This window comes from Pseudomonas citronellolis (assembly GCF_900112375.1).
Taxonomy (GTDB): Bacteria; Pseudomonadota; Gammaproteobacteria; order Pseudomonadales; family Pseudomonadaceae; genus Pseudomonas; species Pseudomonas citronellolis.
In genome coordinates, this window is record NZ_FOLS01000001.1 from 139,198 (window position 1) to 160,438 (window position 21,241).

Annotated in this window: 18 protein-coding genes and 3 tRNA genes; 6 read left to right on the plus strand and 15 right to left on the minus strand. The window is 67.6% G+C overall.

Translation table 11 applies throughout. The features are described 5' to 3' along the window. The first annotated feature begins 91 nt into the window (after positions 1-91). From flgA to BM060_RS00645, 4 genes are all read left to right on the plus strand, one after another. Positions 92-781, plus strand: coding sequence for a flagellar basal body P-ring formation chaperone FlgA (gene flgA, locus BM060_RS00630; protein ID WP_135499860.1), 690 nt, complete (start codon positions 92-94; stop codon positions 779-781). Positions 782-914: 133 nt separating this feature from the next. After that, the gene (flgM, locus tag BM060_RS00635) at positions 915-1,232 is read left to right on the plus strand and encodes a flagellar biosynthesis anti-sigma factor FlgM (protein ID WP_009620820.1); all 318 of its coding nucleotides are present in this window, start codon (positions 915-917) and stop codon (positions 1,230-1,232) included. Between the two features lie 40 nt (positions 1,233-1,272). Continuing rightward, complete coding sequence (locus BM060_RS00640) at positions 1,273-1,740, plus strand: flagella synthesis protein FlgN (RefSeq protein ID WP_043319397.1); 468 nt, start codon at positions 1,273-1,275, stop codon at positions 1,738-1,740. Between the two features lie 90 nt (positions 1,741-1,830). Further along, entirely contained in the window at positions 1,831-2,580 is a 750-nt protein-coding gene (locus tag BM060_RS00645) for a flagellar brake protein (RefSeq protein ID WP_135499861.1), read from the plus strand. Positions 2,581-2,598: 18 nt separating this feature from the next. Here the strand turns inward: BM060_RS00645 and BM060_RS00650 are convergent, their stop codons facing one another. From BM060_RS00650 to phnN, 12 genes are all read right to left on the minus strand, one after another. Further along, positions 2,599-3,930 (minus strand): MFS transporter, encoded by a 1,332-nt coding sequence (locus BM060_RS00650; protein WP_074976365.1) that lies wholly within the window; start codon positions 3,928-3,930, stop codon positions 2,599-2,601. 193 nt (positions 3,931-4,123) lie between these two features. After that, on the minus strand, positions 4,124-5,362 hold the full coding sequence (locus tag BM060_RS00655) for a glutamine synthetase family protein (RefSeq protein WP_167858380.1): 1,239 nt from the start codon (positions 5,360-5,362) through the stop codon (positions 4,124-4,126). Between the two features lie 504 nt (positions 5,363-5,866). Further along, on the minus strand, positions 5,867-7,480 hold the full coding sequence (locus BM060_RS00660) for an inorganic phosphate transporter (RefSeq protein WP_074976370.1): 1,614 nt from the start codon (positions 7,478-7,480) through the stop codon (positions 5,867-5,869). Positions 7,481-7,919: 439 nt separating this feature from the next. After that, a complete protein-coding gene (gene ppk2, locus BM060_RS00665; RefSeq protein WP_009620802.1) occupies positions 7,920-8,840 on the minus strand; it encodes a polyphosphate kinase 2 in 921 nt (306 codons plus the stop codon). Positions 8,841-8,910: 70 nt separating this feature from the next. Continuing rightward, entirely contained in the window at positions 8,911-9,930 is a 1,020-nt protein-coding gene (locus BM060_RS00670) for a transporter (RefSeq protein ID WP_074976373.1), read from the minus strand. Between the two features lie 99 nt (positions 9,931-10,029). After that, complete coding sequence (locus BM060_RS00675) at positions 10,030-11,160, minus strand: TIGR03364 family FAD-dependent oxidoreductase (protein WP_074976376.1); 1,131 nt, start codon at positions 11,158-11,160, stop codon at positions 10,030-10,032. A 198-nt stretch (positions 11,161-11,358) separates the two neighbouring features. Beyond that, positions 11,359-12,381 carry a putative 2-aminoethylphosphonate ABC transporter substrate-binding protein gene (locus BM060_RS00680; protein WP_074976378.1) on the minus strand — a complete coding sequence of 341 codons (1,023 nt, stop codon included), beginning with the start codon at positions 12,379-12,381 and terminating at the stop codon, positions 11,359-11,361. Positions 12,382-12,455: 74 nt separating this feature from the next. After that, positions 12,456-14,168, minus strand: coding sequence for a putative 2-aminoethylphosphonate ABC transporter permease subunit (locus tag BM060_RS00685; RefSeq protein WP_135499862.1), 1,713 nt, complete (start codon positions 14,166-14,168; stop codon positions 12,456-12,458). 1 nt (position 14,169) lies between these two features. After that, positions 14,170-15,231: a putative 2-aminoethylphosphonate ABC transporter ATP-binding protein gene (locus tag BM060_RS00690; protein WP_074976381.1), complete on the minus strand. Its 1,062-nt coding sequence runs from the start codon at positions 15,229-15,231 to the stop codon at positions 14,170-14,172. A 335-nt stretch (positions 15,232-15,566) separates the two neighbouring features. Further along, positions 15,567-16,433, minus strand: coding sequence for a LysR substrate-binding domain-containing protein (locus BM060_RS00695; RefSeq protein WP_009620785.1), 867 nt, complete (start codon positions 16,431-16,433; stop codon positions 15,567-15,569). Positions 16,434-16,579: 146 nt separating this feature from the next. Then, positions 16,580-16,654: transfer RNA gene (locus BM060_RS00700), tRNA-Arg, on the minus strand. 122 nt (positions 16,655-16,776) lie between these two features. Continuing rightward, complete coding sequence (gene phnN, locus BM060_RS00705; protein WP_074976794.1) at positions 16,777-17,349, minus strand: phosphonate metabolism protein/1,5-bisphosphokinase (PRPP-forming) PhnN; 573 nt, start codon at positions 17,347-17,349, stop codon at positions 16,777-16,779. A gap of 451 nt (positions 17,350-17,800) precedes the next feature. On the opposite strand from phnN, the gene amrZ reads away from it, so the two are divergent. Further along, positions 17,801-18,130, plus strand: coding sequence for a transcriptional regulator AmrZ (gene amrZ, locus BM060_RS00710; RefSeq protein WP_009620783.1), 330 nt, complete (start codon positions 17,801-17,803; stop codon positions 18,128-18,130). A 425-nt stretch (positions 18,131-18,555) separates the two neighbouring features. Here the strand turns inward: amrZ and mgtE are convergent, their stop codons facing one another. Next, on the minus strand, positions 18,556-19,998 hold the full coding sequence (mgtE, locus tag BM060_RS00715) for a magnesium transporter (RefSeq protein WP_074976383.1): 1,443 nt from the start codon (positions 19,996-19,998) through the stop codon (positions 18,556-18,558). A gap of 323 nt (positions 19,999-20,321) precedes the next feature. On the opposite strand from mgtE, the gene bamE reads away from it, so the two are divergent. After that, on the plus strand, positions 20,322-20,828 hold the full coding sequence (gene bamE / locus BM060_RS00720; RefSeq protein ID WP_074976386.1) for an outer membrane protein assembly factor BamE domain-containing protein: 507 nt from the start codon (positions 20,322-20,324) through the stop codon (positions 20,826-20,828). A 70-nt stretch (positions 20,829-20,898) separates the two neighbouring features. On the opposite strand, the gene BM060_RS00725 is transcribed toward bamE, so the two are convergent. Further along, a tRNA-Arg gene (locus BM060_RS00725) sits at positions 20,899-20,975 on the minus strand. 101 nt (positions 20,976-21,076) lie between these two features. Continuing rightward, positions 21,077-21,153 (minus strand) — tRNA-Arg (locus BM060_RS00730). Positions 21,154-21,241 lie beyond the last annotated feature (88 nt).

Consider the following 21,241-nt stretch of genomic DNA (forward strand, 5'->3'; position numbering starts at 1 on the left):
GAGCCTTGCTTGAAGTCGTGGCATGAAACTGCCAACGACGTTTTTCCGACGGTCCCGAGCCCATGCCCTGTCACTCTGCGGAGTGCTCGGCATGCTGGGCGCGTTCGCCCCGGGTCCGACCTGGGCCGACGACTTCACCGCGCCCGAGATTCTTATCGGCTCCACCCAGGGCTTTCTTGAGTTCAAGGTGGAAGATTATCTGCAACGCAGCGGTATCGACGCACGCTACGAGATAGAAGTGGCGCGCATCGACCCGCGCCTGCGCCTGGCGGCCTGCGACAAGGACCTGACGCAATCCCTGGAAAGCCCCGCGCAGCCCGTGGGGCGCGTCTCGGTGCTGGTGCGCTGCGAAGGCTCCTCGCCCTGGTCGGTGTACGTGCCGGCGCAGGTCAAGCTGTTCCGCCAGGTGGTGGTCACCACCCAGCCGCTCAAGCGCGACCACGTGCTGGAGCCGGGCGACATCAGCCTGATGGAGCGCGACATCGGCCTGCTCAGCCAGGGCTACCTGACCGACCCGCAGCAGGCCGTGGGGCAGAAGCTCAAGCGACCGGCGGTCAGCGACCAGATCCTCGCCCCGGTCTTCCTCGAACAGGCCGCGGCGGTGCGCAAGGGCGACCAGGTGGTGATCCGCGCGCAGACCGGCGCGGTCAACGTGGTGATGCCCGGCGAGGCCATGGCCGACGGGGTGCCCGGCGAGCAGATTCGCGTGCGCAACCTGCGTTCGCAGCGCATCATCAGGGCCCGGGTGGTGGAACCAGGCGCGGTGCAGGTCACGCTCTAGCGGCGGAAGTCTGGCGCTTGCGCGCCAGCCTTCACTAAACTGTGCGAAGGCGCACGAAAAACCGCCCTAAAGTTTTACGGATGTCAGCCGAAACCTACAGGCAAGCGTCCTAAACCCGCAGAGGTTCACTACCATGGTCATCGACTTCAACCGGCTGAACAATGCCAGCGCGCCGGTCTCCACCGGCAGCACCGGCAAGCCCCAGGCCGGCCGCAGCGAAGCCGCCGGCAGCGAAAGCGCCGGCAGCGCGTCGGCCGCTGGCAGCGGTGAGTCCGTGCAACTGAGCAGCACCGCCCAGCAATTGCAGAAAGCCAGCGACCAGCTGAAAGACCAACCCGTCGTCGACTCGGAAAAGGTCGCGCGGCTGAAGCAGGCCATCGCCGATGGCAGCTACCAGGTCGACAGCCAGAAAGTCGCCGGCAAACTGCTCGACTTCGAATCCCAGCGCTGAGCGCGGGGTTCCCCAAGGACGCCCTGAACGCCGAGCCGTCATGCCAAACGCCAGCCTGCTCCACCTGATCACCGAGGATATCGGCGCCGCCGAGGCTCTTCTGCAGCTGATCGAGGACGAATTCCACGCCCTCGACGCGCGTGACCTGGAGCGCCTGCAGGGCCTGCTCGACAGCAAGCTGCCGCTGCTCCAGCAGTTGGAGCGCAATGGCCGCCAGCGCAGCGAGACGCTGCGCCAGGCCGGCGTCAGCAGCGACCGCGCCGGCCTCGCCGCGCTGGCCGCGCAGGGCAAGGTGGAGCCGGGCACCGTGGAACTCAGCGAGCGCCTGGCGGCGCTGCTGGAACAGTGCCAGCAGGCCAACCTGCGCAACGGCCGCATCATCCGCAACAACCAGCACGCCACCGGTCGCCTGCTGGACATCCTCCGCGGCCAGGACACCCCCAGTCTCTACGACCGCCGCGGCGGCGCGACCCAGGGCAGCCGCCAGCGTCCCCTCAGCCAGGCCTGAACCCTGGCGCCCGGCAGGGCGATGCGGCAGAATGCCATCGCCTTGCAAAAGAAAATTCCCACAATAAATACATCTGGAGATCGTAGGACAGTGGCAAGCCCGTTCGCCGAGGAAAATGGCCCGCAACCGCCGAAAACGCTCAAGGCGGCCGTGGAGATCCAGGCCAACCTGCGAATCCTGATGGATAGCCATGACCCGCTGGTGATCAGCTTCGCCGAGCGCAACCAGCGCTTCCAGAGCTTCGTCGTCGCGGTGGACCGCGAACGCAACCGGGTAGCCCTGGACGAACTGATCCCCAACGACGGCGAGCGCTTCCTGCAAAACGGCGAAAACTTCCGCATCGAGGCCTTCCACGAAGGCGTGCGGATCGCCTGGGAATGCCAGCAGGCCGCGCAGTTCAGCGAACTCGACGGCGCCCGCTGCTACTGGCTGCCGATGCCCGCCGAGATGCTCTACCACCAGCGCCGCAACGCCTACCGCGCTGCCCTCAAGCAGACCCAGCCGGTCGCCGTGGAACTGGCCGGCGACAAGCTCAAGGCCGCGCTGAGCGGCAACCTGCTGGACATCTCCGCCACCGGCTGCAAAGTGCGCTTCGCCGGCGACGTGCACGAGCGCCTGCAACCCGGCCAGCTCTACGAGCGCTTCACCGCCCGCCTGCCGTTCGGCGCCATCACCCTGGAAGTGGAACTGCGCCACGTGCACTTCGACGAGAAGGTCAACGCCAGCTTCGCCGGCCTGCGCTTCAACCGCCTGAGCGGCCTGGAGCAGCGCCACATCGAGCGCTTCGTCTACCAGCTGCAGCGCGAAGCGCGGCGCTTCGAGAAGGACGAACTGTTCTAGCGCCCGCCCTTCCCCGCCCTACCCCGGCCGACTTTCCTCTTCCGCCTCGGGCACGCCGGCTGTCTCGGGCGCCGCAGGCGCTGGCGCCGGGGTGGTCTTCATCTGTTCTTCCACCGTTTCGTCGGCCACCCGCGGGTCGAGCGCCGCCGACAGCGGCGAGCTGGCCAGGCTGTCCGGCGTGGGCACGTGCTTCACCGGCGCCTCGTCGACACGGTGCAGGCCGCTGACCTTCTCCGGGCGCACGCGCCAGATGACGATCAGCGCGCAGGCCGCGGCGAAGGCATAGAGCATGTTCGGGCCGAACGCCCGCATCAGCGCGCCGGTCGCCAGCGGGCCGATGCAGGCGCCGACGCCGAAGGTGACCAGCAGCATGGCGGTCAGCGACACGCGCCGCTCGCCCTCGACGTGGTCGTTGGAGAAAGCCACCGCCAGCGGGTAGAGGGTGAACTGCACCAGGCAGACCATGAAGCCCATCGGCACCATGGCCTCCATCGGCAGCGACGGCAGCACCGCCAACGGCAAGGCGAACACCAGCAGCAGGATGCCGGCGTTGCGGATCAGCAGCGCGCGGTCGTAGCGGTCCGACAGCCAGCCCAGCGGCCACTGCACCAGCAGGCCGGCGAAGATGCACACGCCCATGAACACGCCGATCTGCTCGACGCTCAGGCCCTGCTCGGTGGCGTACAGCGGCGCCAGGCCGTAGAAGGAGCCGATCACCAGCCCGGAGACCAGCACCGTGGTCAGCGACTGCGGCACCCGCTGGATGAAGAAGCGCGGCTCCAGCGGCGCCGGGCGCAGCGGCGCGGGGTGGACCTTGTGGGTGATGGACACCGGGATCAGCGACAGGGCGAAGGCCAGCGCGATCATCATCGGCAGGTCCGGGCCCAGCCCCGGGTGCGCCACCAGGATCAGTTGGCCGGCCACCAGGCCCAGGTAGGAAGCCACCATGTAGCCGGCGAACACCGCGCCGCGCTGGCGTGCCTCGGCCTGCTCGTTGAGCCAGCTCTCGATGACCATGTACTGGCACATCATGCCCAGGCCGATGAGCGTGCGCAGCAGCAGCCAGATCGCCGGCCAGTTGGTCAGGCCGATGCCCAGGACCGCCGCCACCACCAGGCCGCCGCAGGCGACATAGGCGCGGATGTGGCCGACGCGGGCGATCAGCCGGTGGCCGATCTTGCCGCCGAGCACCAGGCCCAGGTAGTAGGCCGCCATCATGGCGCCGATCCACAGGCCGTCGACCTTCTCGGCGGCCAGGCGCAGGCCCAGGTAGGTGCTCAGCAGGCCGGAGCCGGTGAGCAGGGTGAGGGTGGCGAAGTAAAGCGCACGGAAGGCAGTGAAAATCCGCATCGGACCTCCGGTCCAAGACGGGCGGCAGGACGCCGCCGTACTACACGAAGCACGCCCGCGCGAAGGCGGGCGTTCGCTACCAGCCTAGAGCCTGCCGCAGGGCGCGTCGAGCCCTTTGACGGGTACACAAAGGAAGGTGTCGTCCACGGCAAAGCCGGCGGTCGGAACCCGCCGTGGCGGGCTCCGCTCGGCCTCAGGCCTGGGCGGCCAGCACCCGGCGTTCCCAGGGGGTGATTTCGTCGAAGAAGCTGGTCAGTTCCAGCTCCTTGCTGGCCACGTAGCCGTCGACGAATTCGGCGCCGAACATCCGCCGCGCCAGCTCGCTGCGCTTCAGGCGGCGCAAGGCGTCGTACATGGTGCAGGGCAGCAGCAGTTCGTCCGGCACCTCGAACTCGCCCTGGATGGCTGCGCTGGGCTCCAGCTCGTTGTCGATGCCATGCAGGCCGGCAGCCAGGCTGGCGGCGATGGCCAGGTAGGGGTTGGCGTCGGCGCCTGCCAGGCGGTTCTCCACCCGCCGCGCCACCGGCGGGCTGGCCGGGATACGCAGGCCGGCGGCGCGGTTGTCGTGGGACCAGCAGGCGTTGTTCGGCGAGGCGTAGGGGTGGCACAGGCGCTGGAACGAGTTGACGTTGGGCGCGAACAGCAGGGTGAAGTCGGCCAGGCAGGCCTGCAGGCCACCGATGAAATGACGGAAGGCCGGCGTGGCCTCGCCCTCGGCGTCGCTGAAGATGTTGCGGCCCTCGCCGTCTACCACGCTCTGGTGGATGTGCATGGAGCTGCCCGGGGTGTGCGCCAGCGGCTTGGCCATGCACACGACGAGCAGGCCGTGCTTGAGCGCCACTTCCTTGAGCAGGTGCTTGAACAGGAAGGTCTGGTCGGCCAGCAGCACCGGGTCGCCGTGCAGGAAGTTGATCTCGAACTGGCTGGTGCCCATCTCGTGCATGAAGGTGTCGCGCTCCAGCCCCACCGCGGCCATGCAGCGGTAGACGTCCTCGAAGAACGGACGCAGGCCGTTGTTGGACGACACGCTGAACGCCGAATGGCCCATCTCGCGGCGGCCGTCCAGGCCCAGCGGCGGCTGGAACGGCTGTTGCGGGTCCGGGTTGGGGGCGAAGACGAAGAATTCCAGCTCGGTGGCCACCACCGGTTGCCAGCCATGTTCGGCATAGAGCGCCACCACCTGCTTGAGCAGGCCGCGGCTGGACAGGCCGGAGGGCTGGCCGTCCAGCTCCACCGCGTCGCAGATGGCCAGGGCGCGCGGAGTGTCGCTCCAGGGCAGGCGGTGGACCTGGGTGGGCTCGGCGACCAGGGCCAGGTCGCCGTCGTCGCTGCCGTAGAAGCGCGCCGGCGGGTAGCCGCCCATGATGCACTGCAGCAGCACGCCGCGGGCCAGCTGCAGGCGCCGCCCGGAAAGGAAGCCCTCGCCGGTCATCACCTTGCCGCGCGGCACCCCGTTGAGGTCGGGGGTGACGCATTCGATCTCTTCGACTCCAGCCAGGCGCTCGGCGAGCGGGCTGCGTCCTTCGCTAGTCATGACTTCTTATCCTTGTAGTACGGCCGCACACAGGCTGTGCGACCTGTACAAAATACGCACCGGTCGTTCGATATTTCAAGCAGGCAAAAGGGATGTTTTTTGTTCGCGAGCAAGCTCGCTCCTACGAAGAGCACGGCCCCACTCTGTAGGAGCGCGCTTGCTCGCGAACCGCCGCTGGTTTCCCGCGTTCGCGGGACGCTGCTCCATCGCGAACAGTGGAGGCGATGGGTATCGCTTCGCTCAACCCATCCTACGGGGCTGCGCCGCCCGCGCCATTCCCATGTAGGAGCGCGCCCTGCGCGCGATATCGCGGGCAGGGCCCGCTCCTACGGGTACGCCACACACCGCGCCCATGAACGAAAACGCCGCCCCGAGGGGCGGCGCTGCGAACCTGGCTATCCGTCAGAACAGCTTGGTGAACAGCCAGTACAGCGAGGCGGACAGCACGATGGCCGCCGGCAGCGTCAGCACCCAGGCCATCAGCAGGTTGCGGATGGTGCGCATCTGCAGACCCGAGCCGTTGGCCGCCATGGTCCCGGCCACGCCGGAGGACAGCACGTGGGTGGTGGACACCGGCAGGCCGTACATGTCCGCCGCGCCTATGGTGAGCATCGCCACCACCTCGGCCGAGGCGCCCTGGGCGTAGGTCAGGTGGCTCTTGCCGATCTTCTCGCCGACGGTCACCACGATGCGCTTCCAACCGACCATGGTGCCCAGGCCGAGGGCGATGGCCACGGCGATCTTCACCCACAGTGGGATGAAGCGGGTGGCGTCGTCGATCTTGCCCTTGAAGGCCATCAGCCGCGCCTGGGTATCAGCGTCGAAGTCGCCGGCCTTGTCCTTGTCCAGCACGCGGATGGTCTCGGAGGCCAGGTACATGTCGTTGCGCACGTTGGCCATGGCCTCGGCGGGCACCTTGGCCAGGCTGCCGTAGCTCTTCACCTCGGCGCCGATGCTGCCGGTCAGCGCGGCCAGCGAGGGCACCACGGCCGGTTTCACTTCATGGGTGCGGATGTACTCCGAGAGCACCGGGCGCGGATCGGCCGGCGCCGTGCCCTGGGCGCTACGTTGCAGGCCCTGCTGGGTGGCTTCGGCGAGGACCACGAAGGCGGTGGTCTGGTCGGCCGGGATGGTGCGGTTCAGCGCATAGGCCATGGGCACGGTGCCGATCAGGATCAGCATGATCAGGCCCATGCCCTTCTGCCCGTCGTTGGAGCCGTGGGCGAAGGACACCCCGGTGCAGGTCAGCACCAGCAGGCCGCGGATCCACCACGGCGGCGGCGCCTTGGCCTTGGGTGCCTTGTACAGCGCGCGGTTCTTCACCAGCAGGCGCAGGGCCAGCAGCAACAGCGCCGAGCAGGCGAAGCCGATCAGCGGCGAGAGCAGCAGCGAGTAGCCGACCTTGGTCGCCTGCGCCCAATCCACGCCGCTGGTGCCGTCGCGGCCGTGCATCAGCGCGTTGGCCACGCCGACGCCGATGATCGAGCCGATCAGGGTGTGCGAGGACGATGCCGGCAGGCCCAGCCACCAGGTGCCGAGGTTCCACAGGATGGCGGCGATCAGCAGGGCGAAGACCATGGCGAAGCCGGCCGAGGAGCCGACCTGCAGGATCAGCTCCACCGGTAGCAGGGCGATGATGCCGAAGGCCACCGCGCCGCTGGAGAGCAGCACGCCGAGGAAGTTGAAGCAGCCGGACCAGACCACCGCGAAGTGCGGCGGCAGCGAATGGGTATAGATGACGGTGGCCACGGCGTTGGCGGTGTCGTGGAAACCGTTGACGAACTCGAACCCCAGGGCGATCAGCAGCGCCACGCCGAGCAGCAGGAAAGGCGTCCAGGTGGTGACCGCGCTGGCCACCTCGTCGACGTCGTGGACCAGGCTCCAGGCGGAGAACAGCAGGCCGACGGCCAGCAATGCATAGAACGCCAGGGCGGTGAGGCGGCCGGGCTTGCTGTCCAGGTGCGGACGGCCTTCGAGAACGGCGGCGCCGTCCCTGGCCAGGGTTTCGCTAGTCATGCGGGAATCCGGTTGCGGGGGATGACCGCGCCAGCATGACGGGCAAGTGTGACAATTTATGTCTTGGAGGCCGAGAACATCCCTGGCGTAGGGCGTATAACCGTTCGCGGTTATACGCCGCCTCACCCTCCTCTCCGCCCCTGCCCCGGTCGAACCGGGGAAATGCGTGACCTGCGCCAAGCTCGACACCGAGCGGGCCGGCGACCAAGGTCAAACGGCGGATAACGCCAGAGGCGTTATACGCCCTACGCGAAGGCCGAACCTGGCGTAGGGCGTATAACCGTTCGCGGTTATACGCCGCCTCACCTTCCTCTCCGACCCTGTCCCGGCCGAACCGGGGAAATGCGTGACCTGCGCCAAGCTCGACAGCGAGCGGCTGGCGGGCGAGGTCAAACGGCGGATAACGTGGAACGTTATCCGCCCTACGCCTGGTCTGGACTCAATAATGCTCCGGCACCACCATTTCTCCCGGCGTGGGAATGCGCACGTAGTCGGCATGGCGCTGGCGCATCGGCAACTCGACGTGCAGGTGCGCCACTTCCTCGTAGGGCACCTGGCCGAGCAGGTGGTGGATGCAGTTCAGCCGCGCGCGCTTCTTGTCGTCGGCCTGCACCACCCACCAGGGCGCCTCGGCGATGTGGGTGCGTTCGAGCATGATCTCCTTGGCCTTGGTGTAGGCCTCCCAGCGGCGCCGCGATTCCAGGTCCATGGGGCTGAGCTTCCACTGCTTGAGCGGGTCGTGGATGCGGCTCAGGAAGCGCATGTGCTGCTCCTCGTCGGTGATCGAGAACCAGTACTTGACCAACTGGATGCCCGAGCGCGCCAGCATGCGCTCGAATTCCGGCACGCTGCGGAAGAACTCTTCGTACTGCTCGTCGTTGCAGAAACCCATCACCCGCTCGACGCCGGCGCGGTTGTACCAGCTGCGGTCGAACAGCACGATCTCCCCCGCCGCCGGCAGGTGTGAGACGTAGCGCTGGAAGTACCACTGGGTGCGCTCGCGGTCGTTCGGCGCCGGCAGCGCCGCGACACGGCACACGCGCGGGTTGAGGCGCTGGGTGATGCGCTTGATCACCCCGCCCTTGCCCGCCGCGTCGCGGCCTTCGAAGAGGATCACCAGCTTGTGCCCGGTCTTGACCACCCAGCTCTGCAGCTTCACCAGCTCGCCCTGCAGGCGGAACAGCTCGCTGAAGTAGCGGCGGCGGGCGATCTTCTCCTCGTCGCCGTCGGGGATGTGGTCGTCGAACAGCTCGTCGAGGTTGCGCACGTCCTCCAGCAGTTCCAGCTCCAGTTCCTCGTCGCTGTGGTCGAGAAGCTCGCGGTGGATGCGGCGGATCAGGTTATCGTTGCTCAGTGGCATGGCCGGGACCTCGCTGGCGGGATGCGTGTCGCGCCAGCCTAGGCCGCGCCGGTGTCAGCCGCGTGACAGTTCAGGCGTCGTTGCGCTTGCGGAAGGCCCAGCGCCAGGCCAGCAGGGTGAAGCTGGCCACCAGCATCACCAGCAGCCAGAAGCCGTGGGGGTTCTCCGCCAGGGGAATGCCGCCGACGTTCATGCCGAAGAAGCCGGCGACTATGTTGATCGGCAGCGCCAGCACCGTGACCACCGTCAGGGTGAACAGAGTGCGGTTGCTCTGTTCGTTGAGCTGCGCGGCGATCTCTTCCTGCAGCAGCTTGATGCGCTCGCCCAGGGAGGTGAGGTCGCTGATCACCAGGGAGAATTCCTCGGTGGCCTCGCGCAGATCGCGCACGTCGGCCTCCTGCAGCCATTCCGGCGGGCGGTTGAGCAGCCGCAGCAGCGAGCCCGGCTCCAGCGCCAGCAGGCGCTGCAGGCGCACCAGCACGCGGCGCATGGCGCCCAGGTCGGCGCGGTTGTCGGAGAGGTTCTGCGACAGCAGGCGGTCCTCGATGCGGTCCACGCCCACGGTGGTCTCGCGGACGATCTGGGTGAGGATGTCGCCCTGGTCGCGCAGCAGGTGCACCAGCAGCTCCAGCGGCGAGCGGAAGCACTCGCCGTGCTTGACCGAGGAGCGCAGGCGGTCCACCGAGCGCAGCGGCTGCATGCGGGCGGTCACCAGCAGGCGGCGGCGCGCGCAGACCCACAGGGTGGCCACGTCCGAGGAGACGCTGCCGAAGTTGAACACCACGTCGTTGACCACTGCCAGCAGCGCCGCGTCGACGTGCTCGATGCGCGTGGAGCGCGAGCCCTCGCGCAGGGTCTCGAAGAAGGTTTCGGGCAGCTCCAGGTGGCTCTTCATCCAGCGCTCGCAGGCGGCGTGGGCGAGGTTCAGGTGCAGCCAGACGAAGTCCTCGCCCTCCCCCGGCGCCTCCAGCCAGCGCAGCGCGGCGCTGGAATCCAGCTCCTGGCCGCGCTGCCCGGGGTGGAAGCGGAAGCCGTAGAGCAGCCCGAACAGGTCGGAATCCCAGGGGGCCTGGGTGAAACGTTGGTTCATGCGCGCTCGCTGAATGTGGCATCGCCCTGGGCCGGGCCGGCGACCTTCCTGCTTAGCAGGCCGGCATGACGTTCCGGTGACAAGACGATGACGAATGCTTCAGCCGAACAGCCCGGCGATGGTCCGCTCGCCCAGCGCCGGCCCCACGCTCATGCCCACGCCGGTGTGCATCAGCACTGCGCTGATGCCCGCCTCCACCTGCAACACCGAGAACGGCGCCGGGCCACGCGCGCCGTACACGCCCTGCCAGCGCTCGACCACCTCGACGCGCATGCCCAGGGTGTCCTCGGCCAGGTCGAGCATCAGGCGGTCCACCACTTCGGCGTTGAAGGGCGCGGCATCGCTGCCGTAGTCGTGGGAATCGCCGATGATCAGCTCGCCGTAGGGCGTAGGGCTGATCAGCAGGTGGATGCCATGGCGCTCCAGCGCCGGCGTCTCGCGGCGGATCTGCGCGTGGATCGCCTGGGCCTGCGGCAGGTCGGCGAAGGCGCCGTAGTGCACGCAGCTCAGCCCGGTCAGCAGCGCGTGGCCCAGGCCCAGGTCGCGCTCGGGGCGGGCGCGGAGCATCTGCAGGCGGCACACCTGCGGCTTCAGCGCGGCCAGTTGCTCGGCCAGCAGGGTCTGGTAGTCGTGGCCGGAGCAGACGAGGATCTGTCCGGCCTGGAAGGTGCCGGCGGTGGTGCGCAGCAGGCCCGGCTCGATGTCGCGCACCAGGGTGGAGAAGTGGAATTCCACCTTCAGCTCGCGGCGCAGCCAGTCGATCAGCGCCGGCAGCGCCTCGCGGGAATACAGCTGCTGGTCGTCGAGGCTGTGCAGGGCCGCGCGATGCTTGCTGAAAGCGCCGTCGTAGAGCGCGTCCAAGGCCTTGCCGCGGAGCAGTTCGGCGCGGTAGCCGTGCTCCCTGGCGCGACCGGCGCAGAAGGCTTCCAGCAGGTTTTCCTCGGCCTCGCTGCGGGCGAACAGCAGCGAGCCGTTGCGGCGGATGGCGAAGCCGGCGCGCTCGGCCCATTCGGCCCACAGCGGGCGGCTGGCGCGGGCCAGGTCGAGCATGACGCCCGGCGGCTGGCCGCCGACCAGGGCCTGGCCGAAGTTGCGGATGGAGGCGCCGAGCGGCGTGGCGCTGCGTTCGAAGACGCGCACGCGCAGGCCGCGGCGGGCGGCGGCATAGGCGTGGGACAGGCCGAGGATGCCGGCGCCGATGATGGCGATGTCGGTGTTTTGTTGGGACATGGGTGGATTCCTGGGATCGAAGAGCCCCTCTCCCCAACCCTCTCCCTGAAGGGAGAGGGGGCTGTTCGGTGCGTGGATCGGCATCGGAGCCCGCCTGGAACCTCAGGATGAACTCGGTGATGGCAACCAGTGCAGAGGAGGGTTCCCTCTCCCTTCAGGGAGAGGGCTAAGGAGAGGGTGCTCTCCTCTGCTTCGCGCTTACTGCTGCGCCACCTTCTCCGACTTGCCGTCATAGCGCTTGCGCCATTCGGCCAGGATGGCGTCGCGGTTCTTCGAGGCCCAGGCGAAGTCGTTCTTGATCAGGCGCTGCTCGTAGTCCGCCGGCAGTTCGGTCTGCGGCTTGGCGATGCCCGGCTGGGCGAGCACGGCGAAGTTCTCCTTGTACAGCTCCATGGCCGCGGGGCTTGCGGAGAAGTCGGCGAGTTTCTTCGCCGCATCCAGGTGCTGGGTGCCTTTGACGATGCCGGTGGCTTCGATTTCCCAGCCCAGACCTTCCTTGGGCAGCACTATGTCCAGCGGCGCGCCCTGGCGCTTGAGCTGCACGGCCGGGTACTCGAAGGAGATACCGATCGGGAACTCACCGGCGGCGGCCAGCTTGCACGGCTTGGAGCCGGAGTGGACGTACTGGCCGATGTTCTCGTGCAGGGCGTCCATGTAGGCCCAGCCCTGTTTCTCGCCGAAGGTTTGCAGCCAGGCGGAGACGTCGAGGAAGCCGGTGCCGGAGGACGCCGGGTTGGGCATGACGATCTTGCCCTTGTACTCGGGCTTGGTCAGGTCCTGCCAGCTGATGGGCTTCGACAGGCCCTGCTTCTCGGCTTCCACGCTGTTGAAGCAGATGGTCGCGGCCCACACGTCCATGCCCACCCAGGCCGGCGGGTTGGCCGGGTCGCGGTAGTTCTTGCCGATCGCCGCCAGGTCCTGGGGCGCGTACTTCTCCAGCATGTCCTGCTGGTCGAGGATGGCCAGGCTGGAGGCGGCCAGGCCCCAGACCACGTCGGCCTGCGGGCGGTCCTTCTCGGCCAGCAGCTTGGCGGTGACGATGCCGGTGGAGTCGCGCACCCACTTGATCTCGATGTCCGGGTTCTGCTTCTCGAAGGCTTCCTTGTAGGCCTTCAGTTGTTCCGGCTCCAGGGCGGTGTAGACGGTCAGTTCGGTGGCGGCGCTGGCGTTCAGGCTGAAACCGGCGAGCACGGCGGCGGCGAGGGCGAGGCGTTTGAACATGGTGCGCTCCTTCTGTTTATTGGGCCCCCGCGTTCGCGGGGGTGGCGGTCAGGTGCAACGTGGGTCGTGGGGAATCAGTGGCCGCTCCGGCGCCAGGCCTGGGACCGGCGCAGCAGGCCGCGCGAGGCCAGGGCCAGGACGATGGAAGCGGCCGCCGAGGTGAGCAGGATCAGAGTGGACATGGCGGCGGCGCCGCCGACGTTGCCGGCGTCGTCCATGTTCAGCACGGCGACGGCGGCGAGGATGCTGTCCGGGCTGTAGAGGAAGATCGCCGCCGACACCGTGGTCATCGCCGAGACGAACAGGTAGCGGACGATGTCCAGCAGCGCCGGCAGGCAAATCGGCAGCGTCACCTTCAGGTAATGGCGCCACAGCGGCATCTTCAGCGACAGCGCGGCGGCCTCGAACTCGCCGTCGAGCTGGCGCAGCGCGGTGGTGGCGGTCATCTGCGCGGTGGTCAGGTAGTGGGCGATGGTGCACACCACCAGCAGGGTCATGCTGCCGTAGAACACGTGCAGCGGGTTGCCCGGCAGGTTGAAGAAGAACACGTAGCCCAGGCCCAGGACCAAGCCCGGCACCGCCATGGGCACGAAGCAGAACATGCGCAGCAACTGGTTCAGCCAGGCCTGCTCGCGAGTCTTCTCGATCAGGTAGGCGCCGGTGAAGATCAGCGCACTGCCGAACAGCGCGGTGCAGCAGGCCAGGGTCAGGCTGTTGCGGTAGGCCAGCCAGCCGCCGCCGGCGGTTTCCTCGAAGGCGTAGTGGCGCAGCGACAACGACAGGTTGTACGGCCAGAACTTCACCAGCGAGGAATACACGGCCATGCCCAGCACGCCGAGGATCACCGCGCTGACCAGCAGCACCAGCGCCAGGTAGGCGCCGTCGCGGCGGCGCGAGGGCTTGGGCTGGTAGACCTGGGCGCGGCCGCTCATGGCGCCGCCCTGGCGCCGGCGCAGCCAGGCGTCCACCGCGAAGCTCAGCAGTGCCGGCAACAGCAGGAGCATGCCGATCTGCGCGCCGCGGCCGAACTGCTGCTGGCCGACCACTGCCTTGTAGGCTTCCAGCGCCAGCACCTGGTAGTCGCCGCCGACCACGACGGGCACGCCGAAATCGGTGATGGTCAGGGTGAACACCAGGCAGAAGGCGGCGAACACGCCCTGCCGCGAGGCCGGCCAGGTGATGCTGCGGAACGCCTTCCAGGGGCTGGCGCCCATGCTCGAGGCGGCGTCGAACAGCCGCGCGTCGGCCAGCGACAGCGCCGAAAGGAGGATCATCAGCGCGTGGGGGAAGGTGTAGATGGCCTCGCCCAGGACGATGCCCCAGAAGCCATAGATGTTGTCCGGTACCCAGCTGCGCAGCAGGCCCTGGTTGCCGAACAGGTAGATCAGCGCGATGCCCGGCAGCATCGACGGCGCCAGCAGCGGCAGCAGGGAAATGCCGCGCCACAGGCCCTTGGCCGGGATCAGCGTGCGCTGCAGGGCGTAGGCGAAGCCATAGGCCAGCGGCACCACGATGGCCGCCACGCTCAGCGAGACCTTCAGGCTATTGCCCAGCAGCCAGTGGAAGTTGGCGCTGGCCAGCAGCTCGGCCATGGCCGCCAGGCCGCCGCCCTGCCCTTCGGCGCCGCTGAAGCCGCGCCAGAAGATGGCCAGCAGCGGCAGCAGCACGGCCAGGGCCAGCAGGGCGAGCAGCAACAGCTTGCCGCCGAGGATGAACAGGCGGTCGCCGAGGTCGCCGCGGGCCTGGCCGGCGGCCAGGGTCGGGTCGAGTTTCATCACCGCGCTCATGTCAGGCGAACACCTGCAGGCTCTGCGGCGGCAGCGAGACCCAGATGTCCGCGCTGCCCAGGCGCGGCATCTGTTCCGGGGCCAGCTCGGCCAGCAGCGCGTGGCCGGGCAGCTCGTGCAGTTCGAAGCTCATGCGGCAGCGGTTGCCGAGGAAGGTGATCTCGCGGACCTGGGCGCGGAACAGGTTCTCCTGGTGCACCACCGGGTTGATGCCGATCGCCTCCGGGCGGCAGAACAGCCGTCCGCGCGTGGCGTTGGCCCGCTCGCCATGCAGGCGCAGGCTCAGGCCGCCGACCCGCGCCAGGCCGTCGGCGCCACGCTCGAAGGGCAGCCAGTTGCCCTGGCCGACGAACTCGGCGACGAAGGGCGTGGCCGGGGCGCTGTAGATGTCCTGGGCGGTGCCGTACTGCTCGACCTTGCCGTGGTTCATCACGGCGATGCGGTCGGCCATCAGCATGGCCTCGTCCTGGTTGTGGGTGACCATCAGGGTGGTGATGCCCAGGCTCTTCTGCAGCTGGCGCAGCTCGCCGCACAGGTGCTCGCGCACCCGGGCGTCCAGCGCCGACATGGGCTCGTCGAGCAGCAGCAGCGACGGCGCCGGGGCCAGCGCGCGGGCCATGGCCACGCGCTGCTGCTGGCCGCCGGAGAGCTGGCCGGGGTACTTCTTCTCGCTGCCGGCCAGGCCGACCAGCTCGAGCATCTCGCCCACGCGCTGGCGCGCTTCCTCGCGGCTGGCGCCGGTCAGGCCGTAGGCGACGTTCTGCTCGACGCTGAGGTTGGGGAACAGCGCGTAGGACTGGAACAGGATGCCGTAGTCGCGGGCCTGGGGCGGCAGGCGCGAGACGTCGCGCTCACCGATATGGATGATGCCGCCGTCCTGGCGCTCCAGCCCGGCGATGCAGCGCAGCAGCGTGGTCTTGCCGCAGCCGGAGGGGCCGAGCAGGCAGACCAGCTCGCCGCCCTCGATATCCAGCGAAACGCCGTCGAGGGCGGCGAAGTGGCCGAAGCGCTTGTGCATGTCGCGCACCCGCAGCGGGGTGCCGGTGGGGAGGGAATCGTGCATGGCGGAACCTCTTGCAGCTGGCCCGCGGCGACAGACCGCGGGGCTCGATGGAGGGCCATGCTAGGGAAGGAATGCGAAGGCTCTGTTGCGATGGGTGCAACTGCGCCGATAGAGGTATAGGCAGATTTGCGATGGCGAAAGGCTTTTTGCAGGAGCGGGCCCTGCCCGCGATTCGCACGCAGGGCGCGCTCCTACAGGGGAACGGAGCGGGTGGCGCAGCGTAGGAGCGGATCTCATCCGCGAATCGCGCCGGAACGTCCGGCTATCGCGGACAAGGTCCGCTCCTACGGTACGGGCAGGCCCGGCTTCCTACGAAAAACCCCAGGCAATTGCAGTTACGCGGCGGGCGCGGTTTCCCGTGCCAGGGCCAGGAAGGCGCTGGTCAGGCGCGCCTGGCGGCGTTCCTTCAGGCAGAACAGGTATTCGTCGATCAGCGGCGCGCCCTGCAGCTCCAGCACGCGCAGCTCGGGGTTATCCGGCACTTCCTGGCGCGAGATGATGCTCACCCCGAGGTTGCGGATCACCGCCTCGCGGATCGACTCGCGGCTGCCGATCTCCAGCATCGAGGCCGGCGTCACCGCGGACTCGCGCAGCAGCTTCTCGGTCAGCTCGCGGGTGGTGGAACCGGCCTCGCGCATCAGCAGGCAATGGTTGCGCAGCTCACCCAGGGCCACCGAGCGCTGCGCCGCCAGCGGGTGGCTGCGGTGCACCGCCAGCACCAGCGGGTCGCGGCCGAGCACCAGGTGGATCAGCCGCGCGTCCTCCACCGGCTGCGACGAGGCCGCCAGGTCCACCCGGCATTCGTAGAGGGCCTCCAGCACCTGCTGCGAATTGCCGATCTCCACCGATACCTCGATCTGCGGGTAACGCTCGCGGAAGGCCTTGATCAGCCCCAGCACGTAGTAGGGCGAGGTGGCGCCGATGCGCAGGCTGCCCTGCATCTGCCCGCAATTGCGCAGGAAGAACTCGATATCCGACTCCTGCTGCAGCAGCGCCTGGACCATGGGCAGCAGGCGCGCGCCTTCGTCGGTGAGGGTCAGGCGGCGGCCGCCGCGGTAGAACAGCTCCACGGCGTACTGGCCTTCCAGGCTGCGGATCTGCGTGGTCACCGTCGGCTGGCTGAGGCCGAGCTTCTTCGCCGCCTGGGTGATGCTGCCCAGGCGCGCCACCATATAGAAGGCCTTGAGTTCGGCGCTCAGCATCGCTCGGACCGCTCAGGGAAATGGCTCATCGCTTCTCCGTCATCGCCAGACGTCTGGATTCGACTATCGGGTATCGGTGCCAGGCGCGCTACGAATCCAGGCGCAATGGCAAGAAACCGGGGGCAATGAGGAAACGGCGGGAAGGATGGCGTCCCCAACTGGATTCGAACCAGTATCTAGCCCTTAGGAGGGGCTTATTCTATCCCTTGAACTATGGGGACACGCCTGGGCCCGCGGCGGCTGCCGGGACCGGGTGGGCATGTTAACCAGCGTCGGCGCATTTGTCATGCCACGGCGCGGATTTCGCACCTGCCGAGAAGGCCCGCCTGAACGAACAGCGGCGTCAGCCTGGCGTTGCCGCTGCGCTGACCCCGGCGTCGTCCAGCAAGGCCAGCAGGCCGCCCACGCTGGTCTCCAGGCTGGCGGAGTTGTCCAGCACCCGCAACGGCGGCGCCAGGCCCTCGGCGAAGGCGGCATTGCGCGCCAGGCGCGCCTCGATCTCCGCCAGGGTTTCCCGGCCGCGGGCGACCAGGCGCTGGCGCAGCACCTCGGGGGCGACCTGCAACAGCACCGCGAGCAGGCCGGGATAGCGTCGTCGCGCTTCCTCCAGATAGCCGCGCGAGCCGTTGACCAGCACGACGCGCCCCTGGGCCAGCCAGTGGTCGATCTGCCGCGGGATGCCGTAGCACAGGCCGTTGGCCCGCCAGCTCATGGCGAAGGCGCCCTCGCGCTCCAGGCGCTCGAAGGCTTCGGGGGTCACCGCTTCGGCATCCTCGCCGCGGGCCTCGGCGGAACGGGTGATCACCCGCCGCACGACGTGCCCGCCCCGCTCGGCCAGCGGCGCCGCCGCAGCCTGGAGCAGGCTGTCCTTGCCCGAGCCCGAAGGCCCCATCAGATAGATCAACTTGCCGCTCATGCTCATCTCTGCACCGCGCCTCCCGGGGCGCGGACGCCGCGTATGATACCCGCCCGCCGGCGCCGCGGAAGCGGGAAAATGGCCGGCCCGGCGCTGCATGGCGAGCCAGGTTGTGACATCATCCGCGCCCCTCGTGAACCATTGCCCGTGCGGGTGGTCGGATGATGGCGCAATGGCGGCCGGGACCTGGGACTTGAGCTAATCTGAGCGAATGGAGCCCATGGGCCGCGCCACCCATCGAAAGAAAGATATGCAGATAGCCTCGCATTTCGGACGATTGGTGCTGGCATTTAGCCTTCATGCGACGCAAAATACGTCGCAGAATTGACGTCAAGTAATTGGTCGGCCACCTGATTACTGCCCTTGCGCTGAACGGCCAACGGATTTCGCTGTCATAGGGACTCGAACACAGACCCCTTGGCACCGTTTCCCTGACTTACAGGTTTAATGTATGCGCCCATTGAAACAGGCAACCCCAAGCTACTCCAGTCGCACCGCCGACAAGTTCGTCGTCCGTCTGCCCGAAGGCATGCGTGAGCGTATCGCCGAGGTCGCCCGCAATCACCATCGCAGCATGAACTCGGAAATCATCGCCCGCCTGGAGCAGAGCCTGCTGCAAGAGGGCGCCCTGCAGGACAACCTCGGCATCCGCCTGGACAGCCCCGAGCTGAGCCTGCACGAGCGTGAGCTGCTGCAACGCTTCCGCCAGCTGACCCACCGCCAGCAGAATGCGCTGATCGCCCTGATCGCCCACGATGCGGAAATGGCCAGCAACGCCTGAGCCCAACTGCACCGAAGAAGCGCTGTTCGCTTAAAGAGAAATGCCGTTTCTCCCATGGGGGAAACGGCATTTTTCATTCCAGCGGGCCATGCCCCGTCCGGCGTGGCCGGTGAATCCAATCGCGGACAAAGTCCGCTCCTACGCCCGTGCCCTCCCTGAACCTTAGGCTTGCGCCGAGGTGCTCTTCGTAGGATGGGTTGAGCTTGCGAAACCCATCGCCCCCTGATGATGGGTATCGCTTCGCTCAACGCCATCCTACGAAAAGTCGTGCTTCCCGGAACCGTAGGAGCGGACTCTGTCCGCGATCCGGCGCTCAGGAGGTCCTGCGATACGGATGTAGCGAGAGCCCCGATTTCCTGCCCGCAAAGCCCCGCCCCTGAAATGCAAAAACCGCCCGAAGGCGGTTTCTCGCGGCCACTGTGAGCCTACATCAGGAACAACGTGGCCAGGCCCAGGAAGATGAAGAACCCACCGCTGTCGGTCATGGCGGTGATCATCACACTGGAGCCCATCGCCGGGTCGCGCCCCAGGCGCAGCAGGGTCATCGGAATCAGCACCCCCGCCAGCGCAGCCAACAGCAGGTTGAGGGTCATGGCCGCGGTCATCACCACGCCCAGCTCCCAGTTGCCGTACAGGTAGAAGGCCACCACGCCTATCACCCCGCCCCAGACCAGGCCGTTGACCAGCGCCACGCCCAGCTCCTTGCGCAGCAGGCGCGTGGCGTTGCTGGTCTGGATCTGGTCCAGGGCGATGGCGCGGACGATCATGGTGATGGTCTGGTTGCCCGAGTTGCCGCCGATGCCGGCGACGATGGGCATCAGCGCGGCCAGCGCCACCAGCTTCTCGATGGAGCCTTCGAACAGGCCGATCACCCGCGAGGCGACGAAGGCGGTGATCAGGTTGGTGGCCAGCCAGGTCCAGCGGTTGCGCACCGACTTCCACACCGAGGCGAAGATGTCTTCCTCCTCGCGCAGACCGGCCATGTTCAGCACTTCGGTCTCGCTCTCCTCGCGGATGAGGTCGACCATCTCGTCGATGGTCAGGCGGCCGATCAGCTTGCCGTTCTTGTCCACCACCGGGGCGGAGATCAGGTCGTAGCGCTCGAACGCCTGGGCGGCGTCGTAGCCGTCCTCGTCGGGCTGGAAGGTCACCGGGTCGGTGGCCATGACCTCGGCCACCTGCTTGTCCGGGTCGTTGACCAGCAGGCGCTTGATCGGCAGCACGCCCTTGAGCAGGCCGTCGTAGTCGACCACGAACAGCTTGTCGGTATGCCCCGGCAGCTCCTTCAGGCGGCGCAGATAGCGCAGCACCACTTCCAGGCTGACGTCGTCGCGGATGGTGACCATCTCGAAGTCCATCAGCGCGCCGACTTCGTCTTCCTCGTAGGACAACGCCGAGCGCACGCGCTCGCGCTGCTGCGCATCGAGGGTTTCCATCAGCTCGTGGACGACGTCGCGCGGCAGTTCCGGCGCCAGGTCGGCGAGTTCGTCGGCGTCCATCTCCTTGGCCGCGGCGAGGATCTCGTGATCGTCCATGTCGGCGATCAGCGTCTCGCGGACGGCGTCGGATACTTCCAGGAGGATGTCGCCGTCGCGCTCGGCCTTGACCAGCTGCCAGACCGTCAGGCGGTCGCTCAGCGGCAGCGATTCGAGGATGTGGGCGATGTCGGCGGGGTGCAGGTCATCGAGCTTGCGCTGCAGCTCGGCGAGGTTCTGCCGGTGTACCAGGTTCTCGACGAGATCCTGGTGCTGGCCTTCCTGGCGGTGCGCCAGGTCTTCGACCAGCTTGTGCTTGTTCAGCAGCTCGACCACCTGGTTCAGGCGGTCCTGCAGGCTTTCCTGCGGCTTCTTGGCTTCTACTTCGGTCATAGCACGCTCCACCCCCAGCGGCGGAGCGCGCACGGGGGCTTAAAACATCAGGTCGTGTTGAGGCAATCGGGGTTCTGGGTAACTACTGGGTAAGTCCATGGTGGTGTGCCCACGCGCCCATATCGGGCAGATAGGAGAAATGATAACACTCCGGAGCCTGTTCAGCGTTACAAAATAGCGGCTAGAACAATCGCTTGCGGCACAAAGTTGAGGGTGACTTCACTCGCTATCACAGACGCCGGAAAAAGCTGTCGAGACACCCGGAAATTTCGCGAAGGCCAGGCGGGATAGGCTGCATGCAACCCTGTCACGGAGGATCGGAGATGCGCCTGTCGCCCCTGTACTGCCTGCTCCCGCTGCTCGCCCTCATGCCAATGGACCGCCCCGCCGCCACGCCGTTCCGCTGCGAGACCGCCGATGGCCATGTCAGCTTCCACCAGCATGGCTGCCCGCCGGGCCAGGCGCAAAGCCGGCAGCGGGCGCACAACCCGACGCCGGGCAGCGGCAGGCCGGTGCCCCTAGCCCACCCTCCCCACGAGAGCCGGCGCGCGCCATCCGACAACCCGCTGGTGGTGGTTGGCGAGCGCGAGGATGGCTGCGGCAACCGCCTCGACGAGCGCGAAAGGCGCACCGCGATCCTGCAGAAGCGCATCCGCACCGGCATGACCCGCACGGACGTGGAAAGCGCCTTCGGCCGCCCGGACCGGATCAGCCAGTTGGATGACCGGCAGCGCTACCACTACGACGCCAGGCCCGGCCAGGGCCGGCGCACGGTGACCTTCGACGAGTTCGGCTGCGTGCAGGGCAAGGCCACACGCAAGCGGCGCTGAGCCCGGCCCGACGCGAAAAAACGCGGGGCAAAGAAAAAGGGCCTGCATTTCTGCAGGCCCTTTCGGTGTATGGCGCACTCAGGAGGATTCGAACCTCCGACCGCTCGGTTCGTAGCCGAGTACTCTATCCAGCTGAGCTATGAGTGCGCTGGTTGGTGCAGTTTAGCCAGGTTCACCAACTGGTGCAGCTTCTGGGGCCGAGGCCTTTCGTCGCTGCTGGCGTCCGCTTGCGCGTACCGCCTGTGTAGTGGCGCACTCAGGAGGATTCGAACCTCCGACCGCTCGGTTCGTAGCCGAGTACTCTATCCAGCTGAGCTATGAGTGCGCTGATGGGGCGCAGATTCTAGTTCGAAAATTCAGACGTGTCAAACAGATTTTTCAATCTTTTCAGTAGCTTAGCTACCTGACTCGTC

What these genes read in the sequence shown, in the direction of transcription:
- BM060_RS00690 (WP_074976381.1), bottom strand. Translation starts at nt 15,231, where the DNA reads ATGCACGATTCCCTCCCCACCGGCACCCCGCTGCGGGTGCGCGACATG.
- BM060_RS00685 (WP_135499862.1), bottom strand. Translation starts at nt 14,168, where the DNA reads ATGAGCGCGGTGATGAAACTCGACCCGACCCTGGCCGCCGGCCAGGCC.
- mgtE (WP_074976383.1), bottom strand. Translation starts at nt 19,998, where the DNA reads ATGACCGAAGTAGAAGCCAAGAAGCCGCAGGAAAGCCTGCAGGACCGC.
- flgA (WP_135499860.1), top strand. Translation starts at nt 92, where the DNA reads ATGCTGGGCGCGTTCGCCCCGGGTCCGACCTGGGCCGACGACTTCACC.
- amrZ (WP_009620783.1), top strand. Translation starts at nt 17,801, where the DNA reads ATGCGCCCATTGAAACAGGCAACCCCAAGCTACTCCAGTCGCACCGCC.
- BM060_RS00660 (WP_074976370.1), bottom strand. Translation starts at nt 7,480, where the DNA reads ATGACTAGCGAAACCCTGGCCAGGGACGGCGCCGCCGTTCTCGAAGGC.
- bamE (WP_074976386.1), top strand. Translation starts at nt 20,322, where the DNA reads ATGCGCCTGTCGCCCCTGTACTGCCTGCTCCCGCTGCTCGCCCTCATG.
- BM060_RS00650 (WP_074976365.1), bottom strand. Translation starts at nt 3,930, where the DNA reads ATGCGGATTTTCACTGCCTTCCGTGCGCTTTACTTCGCCACCCTCACC.
- BM060_RS00695 (WP_009620785.1), bottom strand. Translation starts at nt 16,433, where the DNA reads ATGCTGAGCGCCGAACTCAAGGCCTTCTATATGGTGGCGCGCCTGGGC.
- flgM (WP_009620820.1), top strand. Translation starts at nt 915, where the DNA reads ATGGTCATCGACTTCAACCGGCTGAACAATGCCAGCGCGCCGGTCTCC.
- BM060_RS00680 (WP_074976378.1), bottom strand. Translation starts at nt 12,381, where the DNA reads ATGTTCAAACGCCTCGCCCTCGCCGCCGCCGTGCTCGCCGGTTTCAGC.
- ppk2 (WP_009620802.1), bottom strand. Translation starts at nt 8,840, where the DNA reads ATGCCACTGAGCAACGATAACCTGATCCGCCGCATCCACCGCGAGCTT.
- BM060_RS00655 (WP_167858380.1), bottom strand. Translation starts at nt 5,362, where the DNA reads ATGACCGGCGAGGGCTTCCTTTCCGGGCGGCGCCTGCAGCTGGCCCGC.
- phnN (WP_074976794.1), bottom strand. Translation starts at nt 17,349, where the DNA reads ATGAGCGGCAAGTTGATCTATCTGATGGGGCCTTCGGGCTCGGGCAAG.
- BM060_RS00675 (WP_074976376.1), bottom strand. Translation starts at nt 11,160, where the DNA reads ATGTCCCAACAAAACACCGACATCGCCATCATCGGCGCCGGCATCCTC.
- BM060_RS00640 (WP_043319397.1), top strand. Translation starts at nt 1,273, where the DNA reads ATGCCAAACGCCAGCCTGCTCCACCTGATCACCGAGGATATCGGCGCC.
- BM060_RS00670 (WP_074976373.1), bottom strand. Translation starts at nt 9,930, where the DNA reads ATGAACCAACGTTTCACCCAGGCCCCCTGGGATTCCGACCTGTTCGGG.